General features: G+C 62.4%; 12 protein-coding genes. 8 read left to right on the forward strand and 4 right to left on the reverse strand.

Annotated elements, in window-relative coordinates; all coding sequences use genetic code 11:
- Nucleotides 1-348: 348 nt before the first annotated feature.
- Complete coding sequence (locus tag ACIROY_RS04480) at nt 349-1440, reverse strand: porin (protein ID WP_402340163.1); 1092 nt, start codon at nt 1438-1440, stop codon at nt 349-351.
- A gap of 335 nt (nt 1441-1775) precedes the next feature.
- On the opposite strand from ACIROY_RS04480, the gene ACIROY_RS04485 reads away from it, so the two are divergent.
- Nucleotides 1776-2960 (forward strand): winged helix-turn-helix domain-containing protein, encoded by a 1185-nt coding sequence (locus ACIROY_RS04485; RefSeq protein ID WP_402339985.1) that lies wholly within the window; start codon nt 1776-1778, stop codon nt 2958-2960.
- A gap of 3 nt (nt 2961-2963) precedes the next feature.
- Here ACIROY_RS04485 and ACIROY_RS04490 read toward each other — a convergent pair whose 3' ends face one another.
- The gene (locus tag ACIROY_RS04490; protein WP_402270721.1) at nt 2964-3908 is read right to left on the reverse strand and encodes an AraC family transcriptional regulator N-terminal domain-containing protein; all 945 of its coding nucleotides are present in this window, start codon (nt 3906-3908) and stop codon (nt 2964-2966) included.
- Nucleotides 3889-5337: an aldehyde dehydrogenase family protein gene (locus tag ACIROY_RS04495; protein ID WP_402339988.1), complete on the reverse strand. Its 1449-nt coding sequence runs from the start codon at nt 5335-5337 to the stop codon at nt 3889-3891. The genes ACIROY_RS04490 and ACIROY_RS04495 overlap by 20 nt, the downstream gene beginning before the upstream one ends.
- 489 nt (nt 5338-5826) lie before the next feature.
- Between ACIROY_RS04495 and ACIROY_RS04500 the strand changes: the two genes are divergently transcribed.
- From ACIROY_RS04500 to ACIROY_RS04520, 5 genes are read left to right on the forward strand one after another with little or no spacing between them, the layout of a single operon-like run.
- On the forward strand, nt 5827-7170 hold the full coding sequence (locus ACIROY_RS04500) for an MFS transporter (protein WP_402339991.1): 1344 nt from the start codon (nt 5827-5829) through the stop codon (nt 7168-7170).
- 13 nt (nt 7171-7183) lie between these two features.
- Nucleotides 7184-9757: a nitrite reductase large subunit NirB gene (gene nirB / locus ACIROY_RS04505; RefSeq protein WP_402339993.1), complete on the forward strand. Its 2574-nt coding sequence runs from the start codon at nt 7184-7186 to the stop codon at nt 9755-9757.
- A gap of 21 nt (nt 9758-9778) precedes the next feature.
- On the forward strand, nt 9779-10156 hold the full coding sequence (nirD, locus tag ACIROY_RS04510; protein WP_402339996.1) for a nitrite reductase small subunit NirD: 378 nt from the start codon (nt 9779-9781) through the stop codon (nt 10154-10156).
- The gene (locus ACIROY_RS04515) at nt 10153-11427 is read left to right on the forward strand and encodes an NAD(P)/FAD-dependent oxidoreductase (protein WP_402339999.1); all 1275 of its coding nucleotides are present in this window, start codon (nt 10153-10155) and stop codon (nt 11425-11427) included. The genes nirD and ACIROY_RS04515 overlap by 4 nt, the downstream gene beginning before the upstream one ends.
- Before the next feature lie 13 nt (nt 11428-11440).
- The gene (locus ACIROY_RS04520; protein ID WP_402340002.1) at nt 11441-14182 is read left to right on the forward strand and encodes a molybdopterin-dependent oxidoreductase; all 2742 of its coding nucleotides are present in this window, start codon (nt 11441-11443) and stop codon (nt 14180-14182) included.
- Nucleotides 14183-14237: 55 nt separating this feature from the next.
- Here ACIROY_RS04520 and ACIROY_RS04525 read toward each other — a convergent pair whose 3' ends face one another.
- On the reverse strand, nt 14238-14441 hold the full coding sequence (locus ACIROY_RS04525) for a hypothetical protein (RefSeq protein ID WP_402270702.1): 204 nt from the start codon (nt 14439-14441) through the stop codon (nt 14238-14240).
- 206 nt (nt 14442-14647) lie between these two features.
- Between ACIROY_RS04525 and ACIROY_RS04530 the strand changes: the two genes are divergently transcribed.
- Nucleotides 14648-15673: a 5'-methylthioadenosine/S-adenosylhomocysteine nucleosidase gene (locus tag ACIROY_RS04530; protein ID WP_402340005.1), complete on the forward strand. Its 1026-nt coding sequence runs from the start codon at nt 14648-14650 to the stop codon at nt 15671-15673.
- A gap of 135 nt (nt 15674-15808) precedes the next feature.
- Nucleotides 15809-16204 (forward strand): hypothetical protein, encoded by a 396-nt coding sequence (locus ACIROY_RS04535; RefSeq protein WP_402270697.1) that lies wholly within the window; start codon nt 15809-15811, stop codon nt 16202-16204.
- Nucleotides 16205-16216 lie beyond the last annotated feature (12 nt).

The raw sequence follows: 16216 nt of genomic DNA on the forward strand, positions 1-16216 counted from the left end.
GGCCGCATCTCCGGCCACGTCGTCTGCCGACATGACTGATTGCGAACTCTTGTTGAACGTGAATGTACGCAAGCCCCTGCCATCGGGATAGCAAATGTTCTCGATAGCTACTATGTGATTTTTTTATGTCGCCGCAACCGTCGACCATTGCCGCCGATTGCACTGCACAAGCGACTCGCAAGCGGAATGGATCAGGATGAATGAACGCAAAAAAGCGCCTCAAGGACGCAAGAAAATCGCAAAAAAAATGGCGCCGAAGCGCCATTGAAAACCGCGCCCGAAGGCGTAGCCAAGTCGTCTTCCGGAATGTGCCGGAAGATTCCTCTCAAGTCCGGATGCAGGAAAAAATCAGAACATGTGCTTGATGCCCATCATCACGCCGGCCTGGTTCTTGCCGGTGCCGACGGTGCCGCCGGCATCGATGGCGATCGCCGCCTGGCCGCCGTTCTTGATGTAGCCCAGCGAGCTGTACAAGGCGGTGCGCTTGGACAGGTTATAGGTCAGGCGGGCCACCGACAGCGTCGACTTGTTGCCGCTGCCCTTGACGTTCAGGCGCGATACCTGGCCATCCAGCACCAGCGCCGCCGAGATCGGCCAGGTCGCACCGAGGTAGTACAGGTCGGAGTTGGTATTGACGCCAGCTGCCGCGCGCGTCTTGCGGTCCAGCACGCCGAGACCGATCTTGACGCTGCCGACGTTGGCGTAGCCAGACAGGATGATGCGCTGGTCGGTGTTGTCGCTGCTGCTCAGGCCGCCGGCCGCGCCGGTGTTGCCGTACATGATGTCGTAGGAGACCGACGCGCCGTAGGCATTGTTGTCGTATCCCAGCAGGCCGGTCACCTGGCGGCAGGCCTTGGCGTTACCGGCGACTTCGCCGGCGCAACCGGTTGCGGCCGGACCGCCGGCAGTCGACGTGTCGCGACCAAAGCTGTAAGTGGCGCCGATCGTCACACCGGAGAACGTGCCCATGTAGCCGATCGCGTTGTCGCTGCGTGCGTTCGGCAGGTAGCTGTCGAGGCTGCTGATCGAGAAGATGTTGGGACCGAGAACGTCGGACTTGAGCGTTGAGAAATAAGTCATGTTGGCCTGGCGTCCCAGCATCAGCTGACCCCATTCGCCTTTCAGGCCGACAAAGGACTGCCGTCCGAACAGGCGATTGCCCTGGCCCATGGTGCCGGTATCGACGCCAAAGCCGCCCTCCAGCACGAACAGCGCCTGCAAGCCGCCACCGAGGTCTTCCGTGCCCTTGAAGCCGATGCGCGACGGAAACTCGCCGGTCAGCGTCGGCATCTTGAAGACCGAATTGCCGGCGGCGTTGGCATTGGTGGTGTAGACCACGCCGGTGTCGACGATGCCGTAGATGGTGACCAGGCTCTGCGCCGACGCACTGCCGGCGGCGAGCATTGCTCCCATACCACTGAGGCCGATGATGCCGACCATGCTTGCTTCGGCCAATTTTTTTCCTGTTGCTTTTTTCATGCTGCTGTCTCCCTGGTGTTAAATCGTCGGGACTTGCGCAGGCGGCGTGGATGCAAGCGATTGCATCGTGCATGGGGGCGTCTCGTGAACGCGCCATGGCGTGATTCGTTTCCATCGTCTCCATCGACCGCATTCATCCGGGCGCGGGAAAACCGCGCCTGGCGTGCAAGTTCTTGTTGCTCAGGAATGTACGCAAGCCGGCAAGCGTGCGACAGCAAATATTGTCTATAGCGACTATGTCCGTTTTTTATGGTGGCCTTGCACGGGCGAGCCTCAAATTCTCTACAATCCAGCCCATGAGCGATCTCTCCCTACCCCTTGATTCACAGCAGGCGTGCGCCATCTGGCTGCGTGCCCAGCGCCTCGACACGAGCGCGCCGTTCGGCGGCGGTGCGACTGCGGTACAGCTGGCGGCCGAGCATCTCGGCTATATCCAGATCGACACCATCAACGTGATCGAGCGCAGCCACCACCACATCCTGTACACGCGCATCCCCGAATACCGGTTGGCGGATCTGGAGCACGCGCAGTCAGTGGAGAAGTCGGTGTTCGAATACTGGACGCATGCGCTGGCCTATGTGCCGACCGCCGAGTTCCGCCACTTCCTGCCGGAAATGAAACGGCGCCGTCTCAATCCGCACGCCTCTTTCGCTGGCGTCGATGAAGCCGACTACGCCGCGCTGCTCAAGCGTATCCGCAAGGAAGGCGGCCTCTCGATCCGCGACATCGACGATGACGTACTGGAAGAAAAGACCCATCCCTGGGGCAGCCGCAAGCCATCGAAGCGCGCGCTGCGCTGGGGCTTCTTCATTGGCGACCTGGTGATCAGCAAGCGCACCGGCATGCTCAAGACCTACGACCTGGCCGTCCGTCATTTCGACTGGTTGCGCCGTCCCGCGCCAGTGACGGAAAAGCAGTTCGCTCAATACCTGCTGCGCCGTGCGCTCAAGGCGCAGGGCATGGTCAGTCTCGATTCGATTTGTTACGGCAGCGTGCAGGCCAAGCCGCTGGTGAAGGAACTGATCGCCGCCGCCGTCAGGCGCAAGCAGCTGGTGGCGGTGCATATTGAAAGTACACCCAGGCAGCAGCACTGGGTCGAGCCGGCGCTGCTCGACGCCTTGTCCGATGGCGTCATCGCCCCGGCATCGAGCGAACGCGTGCACATCCTCTCGCCCTTCGATCCGCTGGTGATTCAGCGCAAGCGGCTGGAATTGTTCTTCGACTACGAACACCGCTTCGAAGCCTATGTGCCGGCGGACAAGCGCGTGCTCGGCTACTTCGCGCTCCCGGTGCTGGTGGGCGACCGCATTGTCGCCGCGCTCGATCTCAAGATGGATCGCAAGAGCGGCAAGCTGCTGGTGCAGCAATGGACGTGGATGGAGAAAAAATCGAAAGCGCTCAAGAGCGCGATCGAACAGGAACTGCATCGCTTCGAGCAATTCCAAAAGCAGTCGATGCGCGCCGTCCTGCCGGCAGAATAGTCGTCAGGTCTCGACGGCGTTCTGTTTCAGGAACTCGACATCCTGCAGCGGCGATGCGCCGAACAGCCGGCGATATTCGCGGCTGAATTGCGAGGGACTTTCATAGCCGACCTGATAGGCCACGGTGGCGGCTTCCATGCTGCCGGTCATGAGCATGCGGCGTGCCTCCAGCAGCCGCGTCTGCTTCTGGTATTGCAAGGGACTCATGACGGTGGCGGCCTTGAAGCGATGGTGCAGCGTCGACACGCTCATGCGCACGCGCCTGGCCAGCTCGTCAATGACCATCGGTTCGGCGTAATTGGCCTTGATCCACTGGATGGCTTCGTTGACGCCCTTTTCCTGATAATGCGACAACACGGTGTGGTACAGCACGTCGCCGTTGCGCGCCGCGATCAGGCGATACATGATTTCCTGCTTGAGGATGCGCGACAAGGCCGGAATGTCTTTGGGCTGCTCCAGCAGCAACACCAGCCGCAGGAAAGCCTCCTGCAACCCGGCATCCGACTCATCGACATAAGCGCCGACGCGCGTGCCTCGCCGTGGCGGCGCCGGCAGGTTGAGTTCAATGATCAGCGCGGCGATTTCCTTGGGATCGAGATCGATGCGCACGCCGTAATACGGCTGCGCCGCCGTCGCCTCGACCACCTGACCGGACACCGGCAGGTCAATCGCCGACAGCACATAGCTGCCGGCGCCGTATTGGTTGACCTCCTTGCCGATCAGCACCTTCTTGCCGCCCTGCACCACCAGGCACATCGACGGCTCCAGCATGCCGCGGCTGAGTGCGGTCGGCTGGCTCAGGCGGATGAAGGACAGCCAGGGAATGGCGGTGTGGACGTCGCGCTGCGCCGCAGGCACGCCGTCGAAATGCGCGGCGACCTGCTCCCGCAGCCGCGCGAGCGGTGCGGTGACGGAAGTGTGACGGGAATCAGCGGCGGAAGTTTTCATGGATCGCACCATCGTAACCAATCACGGCCTTCGGTTCAACATAGGCTTCCAGACCATAAGGACCGAATTCGCGGCCAATGCCGGATTGCTTGAACCCGCCGAACGGTGCGCGCGGTTCGTCGTACAAGCCGTTGATGAAGACGCGCCCGGCGACGATCCGCGAGGCCACACGATTGGCGCGCTCCAGATCGCGACCGCTGACATAGCCGTGCAGGCCGTAGACGGTGTCGTTGGCGATCTCGATTGCTTCTTCTTCAGTGCGGTAAGTCAGGATGGACAGCACCGGACCGAAGATTTCTTCACGGGCGATGCGCATGTCATTGGTGACGTTGACGAACACCGTCGGCCTGACGAAGTAGCCCTGCGCCAGTCCTTCGGGATGACCTTCACCGCCGGTCAGCAATTCCGCGCCCTCCTCGATGCCGAGACGGATGTAGCTCTGCACGCGCTCGTATTGCTTTTGCGTGACCAGCGGGCCGAGCATCGTATCGTCGTCGCCGGGATGACCGACTTTCATCGCCGCCACCGCTTGCTTGACCAGTACTTTCACGTCTTCCAGCCGTTGTTCCGGCACGATCAGGCGCGTCGCCGCCAGGCAGGCCTGCCCGTTGTTGAAGTAGGCCGCGGTCACCGCCTGCGGAATCGCTGTCGCCAGGTCGGCGTCGTCGAGCAGGATATTGGGCGACTTGCCGCCCAGCTCCAGCGTGACGCGCTTCATGGTGTCGACGGCGCCGCGTGCGATCTGCTTGCCCACTGCAGTGGAACCGGTGAAGGAAATCTTGGCGATGTCGGGATGACGCGTGATCTCGGCGCCGACTGTGTCGCCTCGACCGGTGACAATGTTGAACACACCAGGCGGCAGGCCGGCTTCGTGCAGGCATTGCGTCAGCAGGTGCGTCTGCATGGCGCTCAGTTCGCTGGGCTTGATGACCGCCGTGCTGCCGGCCACCAGCGCCGTCGACAGCTTGCTGCAGATGAAGCCGTAGTTGGCGTTCCACGGCGTGATCAGGCCGACTACGCCGAGCGGCTCCATGGTCACACGGGCGGTACCTGCCTGGCGCACGAAGTCGAAGCTCTCCAGCAATCCGATCGCCTGCAGGAAGCTGTTGGCCGAACGCGCCACCGTGGCGCTGCAGGAGCGGCGCGAGCCGCCGTACTCGCGGATCATGACTTCGACCAGTTCCGGCGCGCGGCGCTGGATGGCGTCATGCATCGCTTGCAGGTAACCGGCGCGCTCTTGTTTGCTGCTGCGCGACCAGCTTTTATAAGCGGCCTTGGCGGCGGCGATGGCCTGGCGCGCATCCTCCTCGTCGGCCAGGCGCACGGCGCCGATGACGGTCCTGTCGGACGGATTGATCAGCTCCATGACTTCGGTTCCATGCGGCTGGACGAAGCGGCCGTTGATGTAGATCTCGCTGATATGTTGCATGTGGACTCCCGTGAATGACGTGAGGCCATGGTAAGAGCCGCGCCGTCGGCAGCGGTAGACCAATGCTGCCGGACGATTGCCTGATCCTGCAAAGCGCCGGATTTTTCGTCGAGGCAGCTTGCACAGAGGCAAGTCCCCGACGAAGTCTCTTCCTGATTTTGGGCATAGGCCGGAAACTCCCGATGCACCGCACCAATTACGAGCAGGCTGCACCGCGACACATCACAACATGACATATATCGTTGCATGCCATGCTGCGGCCGACTACCCCGCCGAAGTCCGGAATCGCCCTCCAAGCCATGTCCCATCAGGGAATCCGACGCTCTGGCACAGGCTTTGCATATGTCCGAGCATGGATCAACGACGATCCAGCAGTTTTTACTATTTTTAATGCCGATCTAAAGACGGATCTGCAGGACAACGGCGTCCGCTTAGCTTGGCATTCATGCCTTGCCGAGCGGGCGCCTTTTTGTTTTTAACGGGATAAAAATGGCCGCAACTCCTGACAGTCACAATCGCTCCAGCAAGGCGAGCAAGATCCAGCTCTTTTCCATCGGTACGCCGCAGATGCGCGCCTTTCACCTGACCTGGATGGCCTTCTTCGTCTGCTTCTTCGCCTGGTTCGCCTGCGCGCCGCTGATGCCGGTGATCAAGGGCCAGCTCGGCCTGACCATCGAGCAAATCGCCAACATCAACATCGCCGCCGTCGCCGTGACTATCCTGGTGCGCCTGGTAATCGGCCCGCTGTGCGATCGCTACGGTCCGCGCAAGGCTTACACCGGCCTGCTGCTGATCGGCGCATTGCCGGTGATCGGGGTCGGCTTCGCACAGACCTATGAAACCTTTCTGTTCTTCCGCCTGTGCATCGGCGCGGTCGGCGCCAGCTTCGTGATCACGCAGTACCACACCTCGGTGATGTTCGCGCCCAACGTGGTCGGCACCGCCAACGCCGCAACCGCCGGCTGGGGCAATGCCGGCGGCGGCGTGGCGCAAGGCCTGATGCCGCTGCTGCTGGCCGCCATGCTGATGCTGGGCGTGGGCGACAACCTCGGCTGGCGCGTCGCGCTGCTGGTGCCGGGCCTGATGATGCTGGCCATGGCGGCGGTCTACTGGCACTTCACACAGGATTGCCCAGAAGGCAACTTCGATGAACTGCGCGCCGCCGGCATCGTCATCGAAAGCGGCAAAAAAGGCGGCTGGGCCAGCTTCCGCGCCGCCAGCGCCAACTACCGCGTGTGGATGCTGTTCATCACCTACGGCGCCTGCTTCGGCGTGGAAATCTTCATCCACAACATCGCCGCCATCTATTACGTCGACCACTTCGGCCTGTCGTTGAAGAGCGCCGGCATCGCCGCCGCCAGCTTCGGTCTCCTGGCGCTGTTTGCTCGCGCCCTGGGCGGCATCATCTCGGACAAGGTGGCGCTGCGGGGCGGCCTCAACCGCCGCGCCACGCTGCTGTTCATCATGATGCTGGGCGAAGGCCTCGGCCTGCTGTGGTTTGCCCACGCCGGCAGCGTCACGCTGGCGGTGATCGCGATGCTGTGCTTCGGCCTGTTCACCCACATGGCGTGCGGCGCGACCTACGCGCTGGTGCCGTTCATCGACCGCAAGGCGCTGGGCGGCGTGGCCGGCATCATCGGTGCGGGCGGCAACGTCGGCGCGGTGCTGGCGGGCTTCCTGATGAAGGGCCTGGGCGACACCCAGCAGACACTGAGCATGCTCGGCGTGCTCGTGACGGTCTCGGCGCTGTGCGCGGTCGCCGTGCGCTTCACCAGCAGCGACAAGAGCGACGAGTCGGCACTGGCCGTCGCTGCCAACAACATTCCCGCCTGAGGAGAACCTGATCATGAACATCATCGTCATTGGCCACGGCATGGTCGGTCACAAATTCCTGGAGTCGCTGGTGGACAGCGGCGCCGCCAACATCAAGGTCACCGTGCTGTGCGAAGAACCGCGTCCGGCCTACGACCGCGTGCACCTGTCCGAATTCTTCGCCGGCAAATCGGCCGACGACTTGTCTCTGGTTGCGCCGGGTTTCTTCGATGCAGGCAAGAGCTCGGTCGACTTCGACCTCAAGCTCAACGCCAAGGCGCAGAACATCGACATCGTCGGCAAGACGGTCACCGTCAACATCAACGGCGCCGTCGAAACGCTGGCCTACGACAAGCTGGTCATGGCAACGGGCTCCTACCCTTTTGTCCCGACCGTCGCGGGTAACCAGCGCAAGGATTGTTTCGTCTACCGCACCATCGAAGACCTCGAAGCCATGCTCGAGTGCGGCAAGCGGTCGAAGACCGGCGTGGTGATCGGCGGCGGTCTGCTCGGCCTGGAATGCGCCAAGGCGCTGCGCGACATGAACCTGGAAACCCACGTGGTCGAATTCGCCCCGCGCCTCATGGCGGTGCAGGTCGACGAGAGCGGCGGCCGCATCCTGCGCCAGAAGATCCAGGATCTCGGCGTCACTGCTCACACGCAAAAGAACACGCTGGAAATCGTCGACGGCAAGACCGGCACCCATCGCATGAACTTCGAGGACGGCACCCACCTCGACACCGACATGATCGTGTTCTCGGCCGGCATCCGCCCGCGCGACGAACTGGCGCGCGAGTCGGGTCTCAAGGTCGGCGACCGCGGCGGCATCGTGATCGACAACAGTTGCATCACTTCCGATCCTCACGTCTACGCGATCGGCGAATGCGCATTGTGGAACGGCAAGATCTTCGGCCTGGTGGCGCCCGGCTACGACATGGCGCGCACCGCCGCCAAGCACATGCTGGCGCACCTTAACGACGCCGCCGAGGTGCAGCAATTCAACGGCGCCGACATGAGCACCAAGTTGAAGCTCATGGGCGTGGACGTCGCCAGCATCGGTGACCCGCACGGCAAGGAAATCGGCTCACGTTCGTACCAGTTCACTGACGAACGCAAGCAGATCTACAAGAAGATCGTGGTCTCCGAATCGGGCAAGCACCTGCTCGGCGCGGTCATGGTCGGCGACGCCGCCGAATACGGCACGCTGCTGCAGATGATGCTCAACCGCATCGAACTGCCGGAGTCGCCGGAGTTCCTGATCCTGCCGCAAGCCGACGGCAAAGCCAAGGTCGGCCTCGGCGTCGACGCCCTGCCCGACTCCGCGCAAATCTGCTCCTGCAATAACGTGTCGAAGGGTCAATTGTGTGCAGCGGTGGCTTCGGGCGTAACCAACATCGGCGACCTCAAGAGCTGCACCAAGGCGGGTACTGCGTGCGGCGGCTGCGTGCCGCTGGTGACGCAGGTGATGAAGGCCGAGATGAAGAAGCAAGGCCTGGCCGTCAACAACCACGTCTGCGAACACTTCCCCTACTCGCGCCAGGAGCTGCATCACCTGGTGCGCGTGAACAAGATCAAGAGCTTCGGCGACCTGCTGGCACAACACGGCAAGGGTCTCGGTTGCGACGTCTGCAAGCCGGTCGCGGCCAACATCCTGGCCTCGTGCTGGAATGACTTCGTGCTCAAGAAGGAACACGCCAGCCTGCAGGATTCAAACGACTACTTCCTCGGCAACATCCAGAAGGACGGCACCTATTCGGTCGTGCCGCGCATGGCCGGCGGCGAAGTCACGCCGGACGGCCTGATCGCGGTCGGCCAGGTCGCCAAGAAGTACGGCCTCTACACCAAGATCACCGGCGGCCAGCGCGTCGACCTGTTCGGCGCCCGCGTCGAGCAACTTCCGGACATCTGGGAAGAACTGATCGCCGCCGGCTTTGAAACCGGCCACGCCTACGGCAAGTCGCTGCGCACGGTGAAATCCTGCGTCGGCTCGACCTGGTGCCGCTACGGCGTGGACGACAGTGTCGGCCTCGCCATTGAACTGGAGAACCGCTACAAGGGCCTGCGCTCGCCGCACAAGATCAAGTTCGGCGTGTCCGGCTGCACCCGCGAATGCGCCGAGGCACAAGGCAAGGACGTCGGCATCATCGCCACCGAAAAAGGCTGGAACCTGTACGTCTGCGGCAACGGCGGCATGAAGCCGCGCCACGCCGAATTGATCGCCTCCGATCTCGACAAAGCGACCATGATCCGCTACATCGACCGCTTCCTGATGTTCTACGTGCGCACCGCCGATCGCCTGCAACGCACCAGCACCTGGCGCGACAATCTCGAAGGCGGCCTCGACTATCTGAAGAGCGTGGTGATCGACGACAAGCTCGGCATCTCCGCCGAACTGGAAGCCGACATGCAGCACGTGGTCGACACCTATGAATGCGAATGGAAGAAGGCCGTCTCCGATCCGGAGACACGCAAGCGCTTCCGCCATTTCGTCAACAGCAAGGAAGCCGACAACAACGTCAAGTTCGTCGACGAGCGCGGCCAGATCCGCCCGGCCACGGTTGCCGAGCGCAAGCTGATCGACATTCCTGTGGTCGCAGAAGCGATCTGATTCCTGAGAGAGGAAATGAACATGCACAGCGACCGACAACTCAACAATTGCGAACACTGGACTGAAGTCTGCGATATCGACGACATCGTGCCCAACACAGGCGTCTGCGCCCTGATCGGCGGCGAACAGGTGGCGGTGTTCCACGTCATTGAAGGCGGCAATAGCGATGCGCAAAAAGAAGCACGCGTCTTCGCCATCGGCAACTACGATCCCAACGCCGACGCTTCGGTGCTGTCGCGCGGCCTGGTCGGCAGTATCGGTGAACGCATCGTGGTGGCTTCGCCGATTTATAAACAACACTTTGACCTGCAGACCGGCGAATGCATCGAAGCGCCCGAACATTCGGTGAGCGCCTACCCTGCGCGCATCGAACACGGCAAGGTGTGGGTGGGCGCATGACTATCGTTCCGGCACCTGTAGCTTCTGCAAAAAGACCATCGCTGGTCGTGATCGGCAACGGCATGGCCGGCATGCGCACGGTCGAAGAATTGCTGAAGCTGGCGCCGGACCTGTACGACATCACCGTGTTCGGCGCCGAGCCGCACGGCAATTACAACCGCATTCTGCTGTCGCCGGTGCTGGCGGGCGACAAGAGCATCGACGACATCATGCTCAACACGCGCGACTGGTATGTACAGAACAACATCACACTGCACGCCGGCGATCCGGTCGAGAAGATCGACCGTCGTCGCCGCACCGTGCGTTCGCAAGCCGGGGTGGAAATTCAATACGACCGCCTGCTGCTGGCGACCGGCTCCAAGCCTTTTATCATTCCGGTACCGGGCCATGAACTCCCGGGCGTGATCGCCTTCCGCGACATCCAGGACGTCCACACCATGCTCGACGCTGCGCGCAACCATCGCCACGCGGTGGTGATCGGCGGCGGCCTGCTTGGCCTGGAAGCGGCCAACGGCCTGTTGCGTCAAGGCATGGACGTGACCGTGGTGCACGTCACCGACAGCCTGATGAATCAGCAACTCGACAAGCCTGCCGCCGCGCTGCTGAAGAAGGCGCTGGAGATGAAGGGTCTGCGTTTCCTGCTCAACGCACAGACTGACGCAATCGTCGGCCCTGATCGCGTCACGGCGGTGCGCTTCAAGGACGGCACGCAAATCCCGGCCGACCTCGTCGTCATGACCGCAGGCGTACGCCCCAACATTGAACTGGCGAAAAACGCCGGCCTGCATTGCGACCGTGCCATCGTGGTCGACGACACGCTGCAGACTTACGATCCGCGCATCTACGCCGTCGGCGAATGCGTGCAACACCGCAAGGCTACCTTCGGCCTGGTCGCGCCGATCTGGGATCAGGCGCGCGTGTGCGGCGCTCATCTGGCAGGCGCCGGCCATCGCCGTTATGTGCAGCAAGCCACCGCCACCAAGCTCAAGGTCACCGGCGTCGACCTGTATTCGGCCGGCGACTTCATCGGTGCCGAAGAAACGGAAGACCTTGTCTTGCGCGACCCGCGCCGCGGCATCTACAAGCGGCTGGTGCTGCAAGGCAGCCGGCTGATCGGCGCGGTGCTGTACGGCGACGTCAAGGACGGCCCCTGGTACTTCGACCTGATCCAGAAAGGCGGCGACATCTCCGCCATCCGTCATCAACTGTTGTTCGGTCAAGCCATCTGCAGTCAGACCTCCAGCCAGACCCAAAGCACCCAGGCAGCCTGATCAGGAAACCATCGTGAACCTCTCCCAAGCTCCGCTTTCGACCGTCGGCACCAAGACCACCTGCCCGTATTGCGGCGTCGGCTGCGGCGTGCGCGCCGCCATGCAACCCGACGGCGTGATCGCCGTCACGGGCGACGAACTGCATCCGGCCAACAAAGGACGTCTTTGCGTCAAGGGTTCGGCGCTGGGCGAAACGGTCGACCTCAACGGCCGTCTGCTGTATCCGAAGGTACGCGACGCCGACGGCGCATTGCAGCGCGTGAGCTGGGACGCCGCGCTCGACAAAGTCGCCGGCGGCCTGCGCGGCATCATTGATCGCCACGGTGCGGATTCGGTGGCGCTGTACGTCTCCGGCCAGTTGCTGACCGAAGACTATTACATCGCCAACAAGCTCATGAAGGGCTATGTCGGCAGCGCCAACATCGACACCAATTCGCGCCTGTGCATGTCCTCGGCCGTGGCGGGCCACAAACGCGCCTTCGGCGAAGACCTGGTGCCGATCTGCTACGAGGATCTGGAGTTGGCCGACATGGTTGTGCTGGTCGGCTCCAACACGGCGTGGTGCCATCCCATCCTGTTCCAGCGCATCGCCAAGGCCAAGGAAAACCGGCCGGAGATGAAGCTGATCGTCATCGATCCGCGCCGCACCGCCACCTGCGAACTGGCCGACATGCATTTGCCGGTCAAGGCCGGCACCGACGTCTGGCTGTTCAACGGCCTGATGAGTTTTCTCGCGCATCGCGGCGCGCGCGACAACGCCTTCGTCGACGCCCACACCAGCGGCCTCGGCGAAGCGCTGGCGATCGCCGACGCCGACTGCGCCGATCCGAACGAAGTCGCACGCATTTGCAAGGTCGACGTCAACGACCTGCTGGCCTTCTATCAAATGTTCGCCGATACCGAAAAAGTCATCACCGCTTTCTCGATGGGCGTGAATCAGTCGAGCGCCGGCACTGACAAGGTCAACAGCATCATCAACGCGCACCTGATCAGCGGCCGCATCGGCAAGCCCGGCATGGGACCGTTCTCGATCACCGGCCAGCCTAACGCCATGGGCGGTCGCGAAGTCGGCGGCCTGGCCAACATGCTGGCTGCACACATGGATCTCGACAATGCGCTGCATCGGGACACGGTGCAGACCTTCTGGGGTTCGCCGCACATGGCCGACAAGCCCGGTCTCAAGGCCGTCGACCTGTTCAACGCGATTGAAGCCGGCCGCATCAAGGCGGTCTGGATCATGGCGACCAATCCCATGGTCAGCATGCCCGACGCCAACGTGGTCCAGCGCGCACTATCGAAGTGCGAACTGGTGGTGGCCTCCGACATCATCGAAGGCACCGACACCAATGCCTTCGCGCACGTGCTGCTGCCCGCGCTGGGTTGGGGCGAGAAGGACGGCACCGTGACCAATTCGGAGCGCCGCATCTCGCGCCAGCGCGCCTTCCTGACCGCGCCGGGTGAAGCGCGTCCGGACTGGAAGATCATCTGCGACGTCGCCATCCGCATGGGGTATCGCGGCTTCGACTTCGCCGGCGTACATGCGATCTTCGACGAACACGCGCGCCTGAGCAGCTACCGCAACGGCCCGCCGCAGATCGTCGGCAACAGCATGCGCGTGTTCAATCTCGACGGCCTGATCGGCATGAGCAAGCAACAGTTCGACCAGCTGCAGCCGATCCAGTGGCCGGTGACGCGCGACAAACATAACGGCGACGTGGTCGGCACCGCGCGCCTGTTCGGCAACCAGCGCTATTCACATGCCGACGGCAAGGCGCGCTTCGTGGCGACGCCGCCGCGCGGCCCGGCGCATCTGCCCGATGAAGAATTCCCGCTGACGCTCAATACCGGCCGCGTGCGCGACCAGTGGCACACCATGACGCGCACCGGCAAATCGGCGCGCCTGGCGGATCACGTGCCGGAATCTTTCGTCGACATGCATCCGCAGGATGCCTTGCGCTACGGCGTGCGCGAAGGCGGCCTGGCGCGCATCAGCTCACGCTGGGGCGCCATGGTGGCGCGCGTACAGCACAGCGGCGGCATCGCGCGCGGCAGCGTGTTCGTGCCGATCCACTGGAGCAACCAGACCGCCTCCGACGCGCGCGTCGGTGCGCTGGTCAATCCGGTGGTCGATCCGGTATCGGGAGAACCGGAGTTCAAGCACACGCCTGTCAACATCGAAGAATTCGGCGTGTCCTGGCACGGCTTCATCTTGAGCCGCAAGGCATTGGTGCTCGATGAAATCACGCACTGGACACGCATCCAGGGTCGCGACTTCGCGCGCTACGAACTGGCCGGCCGCAACACCATCGCTGACCACGGCGCCTGGGCGCGCGCACTGCTCGGCGTGCTCGACATCGACGCCGACTGGCTGGAATATGAAGACCGCACCGCCGGCGTCTACCGCGCGGTGCATGTCGACAACGACCGCATCGACATGTGCATCTTCCTGTCCAAGCGCCCCGACCTGCCTTCGCGCGCCTGGCTGGCGAGCCTGTTCGACAAGGAGCAACTGGAAGAAGCCGACCGCGTCGGCCTGCTGATCGGCCAGCCGATCGAAAAAGGCGCCGACAGCGGACCGACCGTATGCTCATGCTTCGGCGTGGGCCGCAACACGATTTGCAATGCAGTCAGAGAACAGGGATTGAAGACGGTGGCGGAAGTCACCGCCTGCCTCAAGGCCGGCGGCAACTGCGGCTCGTGCGTGCCGGAGATCAAGAAGTTGCTTGTGGAGACGCGGGCGGCGGAGACTGCCTGAATTTCTGTGAAATGACGTACTGAGACGTCGATCCGGATGGAGGAAAGCCGGTCGCTCAGTTCGCCGGCCGCGAAGTGATGATGATCGGCCCCTGGCTTTCGCCGTCGGCTTGTTCCAACGATTGGCGGTAGCGCGCTGAGCGTTCCATGTTGATCTGGTACTGCTCCTCGGCATGGAGGTAAGCCAATTGCTCGGCAGGCGAACGGCTGCAGCCGGCGATGGCGAGGGTGCACAGAATCAAAAGCAGGAACTGCCGCATGAATGTCTCCGAGGGGAATTGTCTTATTTCTTTTTGGCAATCATATACGCAATATATCTTTTTGGCAATTTTTCCAATGAGAAATTACCTCTGCAAGCCGCTCTGGCATTGACGTTCCGACAACTATGGCTAATTTCCGGATTCTTCGGCATGCTCTGGGCTGCCTGCAATTCTTGCAGGCTTCGCGCTCCACAAAAGGAAACTTCGTGTCCGCCATCTCTTCTCTGTTCAACAAATTTTCCTGCGCCCTGCTGGCGCTTGCAGCCTTGTCCACAGCAAACGCCGCCCACGCCGAACAGAAACGCTGCCTGAGCGAATGCAAACCGCGCATCGGCATCGTCTCGGCGTTCGGCGCCGAGGCCGACCTCCTGCTTGAGCAGACCCAGAGAAAACACGACTGGCGCATCAACGGCAATCGCTTCACGACCGGTGTATTGCGCGGCAATCCGGTGGTGATCGTGCTCAGCGGCGTGAGCATGGTCAACGCCACCATGGTCACGCAGCTGATGCTCGATCATTTCCACGTCGAACGCCTGCTCATGAGCGGCATCGCCGGCGGCGTCAACCCGGCCAATCATGTCGGCGACGTGGTTGTGCCGGAAAGCTGGGCGATGCCGATGGAGGTGTATTGGAATGGCGACGGCAGCCTGCCCACGGCTTGCGGCAAAGCGGGCGACGTCAGTTGCCTGGGCTTGAAACTGGCGACGGAGAACGGCAAGGTGCGTCCCGACTTCCAGTTCGACACGCCCGGCGGCAAAGTCAGTAGCGGGCTGTTCATGCGCGACAGTTTTGTGATGAATGTGGCCAACGCGCCGCAAGGCGAATTCCGTTTCGAGTTCCAGGCTGATGCACAGATGCTCGCTGTTGCGCGCAGCCTCCAACCGGTACTGGCGACTTGCGGCCCCAAGAATCCGGCGCTGTGCGTTACCGCACAGCCGGCATTGAAAGTCGGCGGGCGTGGAATTTCGGGCACGGCGTTTTTAGCCAATGCCGGCTATCGCACTTATCTGCACGATACCTTACAGGCGGAACTGGTGGATATGGAAACCGCCGCCTTTGCCCAGGTGGCGTATGCCAACGGCGTGCCGTTCATCGCATTTCGCAGCGTCTCGGATCTGGCTGGCGGCAATGACTTCAAAGACGTCGGCGCCTTCTTTGGGAGCGGATTGGCGGAGACGAACGAGGCGAATGTGACGCTGGCGTTTCTGGAAGCGTGGAAACGGCGTCGCTGAGATCAGATCTGCCGCCTGCGCATACCCGGTCCGCTTCAAAGATTTTCGACATTGCTGCGATATCAACGTGCACGGGCGAACGTTGCGTCCCGTCAGCCATCCCATTCCTGAGCTATTCTTTTCAGGAGCCTGAGCATGAGCAACGTGATGAACCGATCCCTTCTTGCACTGATTATCTGCGGCGCCGGGTGGCTGTCGCCGGCTATTGCCCAATCAGATCAAGCGGCCTCCGGCGACCAACCCTTCTCGCACGCGGTGCCTCTATCCAAGGAGATCATGGGCAGTACCGGAAAATGGATCGGGGGGATCAGCCTGACCGACCCGACTGAGCGCGGTACCGGGCCAGGGCCGGCATCCGCTGCATCACCGGCAATGCGATTCAAAGTCGCGGAACCAGCCTGGATCGGCGTACTCGATACCGTCGGACAAATTGCAGGAAGCGTGCGCATCGAATCGTCCAATATCGGCATCTCGGGCAAGATCAATCAACCCGCACCTCGCGTCAACAGTCCGCTGCCGCCGTCAAACTGAAACTGCCTTCAG

The organism is Herbaspirillum sp. NPDC101396 (assembly GCF_044767365.1).
In the GTDB taxonomy this organism is placed as follows: Bacteria; Pseudomonadota; Gammaproteobacteria; order Burkholderiales; family Burkholderiaceae_D; genus Herbaspirillum.

What these genes read in the sequence shown, in the direction of transcription:
- ACIROY_RS04480 (WP_402340163.1), bottom strand. Translation starts at nt 1,440, where the DNA reads ATGGTCGGCATCATCGGCCTCAGTGGTATGGGAGCAATGCTCGCCGCC.
- ACIROY_RS04485 (WP_402339985.1), top strand. Translation starts at nt 1,776, where the DNA reads ATGAGCGATCTCTCCCTACCCCTTGATTCACAGCAGGCGTGCGCCATC.
- ACIROY_RS04490 (WP_402270721.1), bottom strand. Translation starts at nt 3,908, where the DNA reads ATGAAAACTTCCGCCGCTGATTCCCGTCACACTTCCGTCACCGCACCG.
- ACIROY_RS04495 (WP_402339988.1), bottom strand. Translation starts at nt 5,337, where the DNA reads ATGCAACATATCAGCGAGATCTACATCAACGGCCGCTTCGTCCAGCCG.
- ACIROY_RS04500 (WP_402339991.1), top strand. Translation starts at nt 5,827, where the DNA reads ATGGCCGCAACTCCTGACAGTCACAATCGCTCCAGCAAGGCGAGCAAG.
- nirB (WP_402339993.1), top strand. Translation starts at nt 7,184, where the DNA reads ATGAACATCATCGTCATTGGCCACGGCATGGTCGGTCACAAATTCCTG.
- nirD (WP_402339996.1), top strand. Translation starts at nt 9,779, where the DNA reads ATGCACAGCGACCGACAACTCAACAATTGCGAACACTGGACTGAAGTC.
- ACIROY_RS04515 (WP_402339999.1), top strand. Translation starts at nt 10,153, where the DNA reads ATGACTATCGTTCCGGCACCTGTAGCTTCTGCAAAAAGACCATCGCTG.
- ACIROY_RS04525 (WP_402270702.1), bottom strand. Translation starts at nt 14,441, where the DNA reads ATGCGGCAGTTCCTGCTTTTGATTCTGTGCACCCTCGCCATCGCCGGC.
- ACIROY_RS04535 (WP_402270697.1), top strand. Translation starts at nt 15,809, where the DNA reads ATGAGCAACGTGATGAACCGATCCCTTCTTGCACTGATTATCTGCGGC.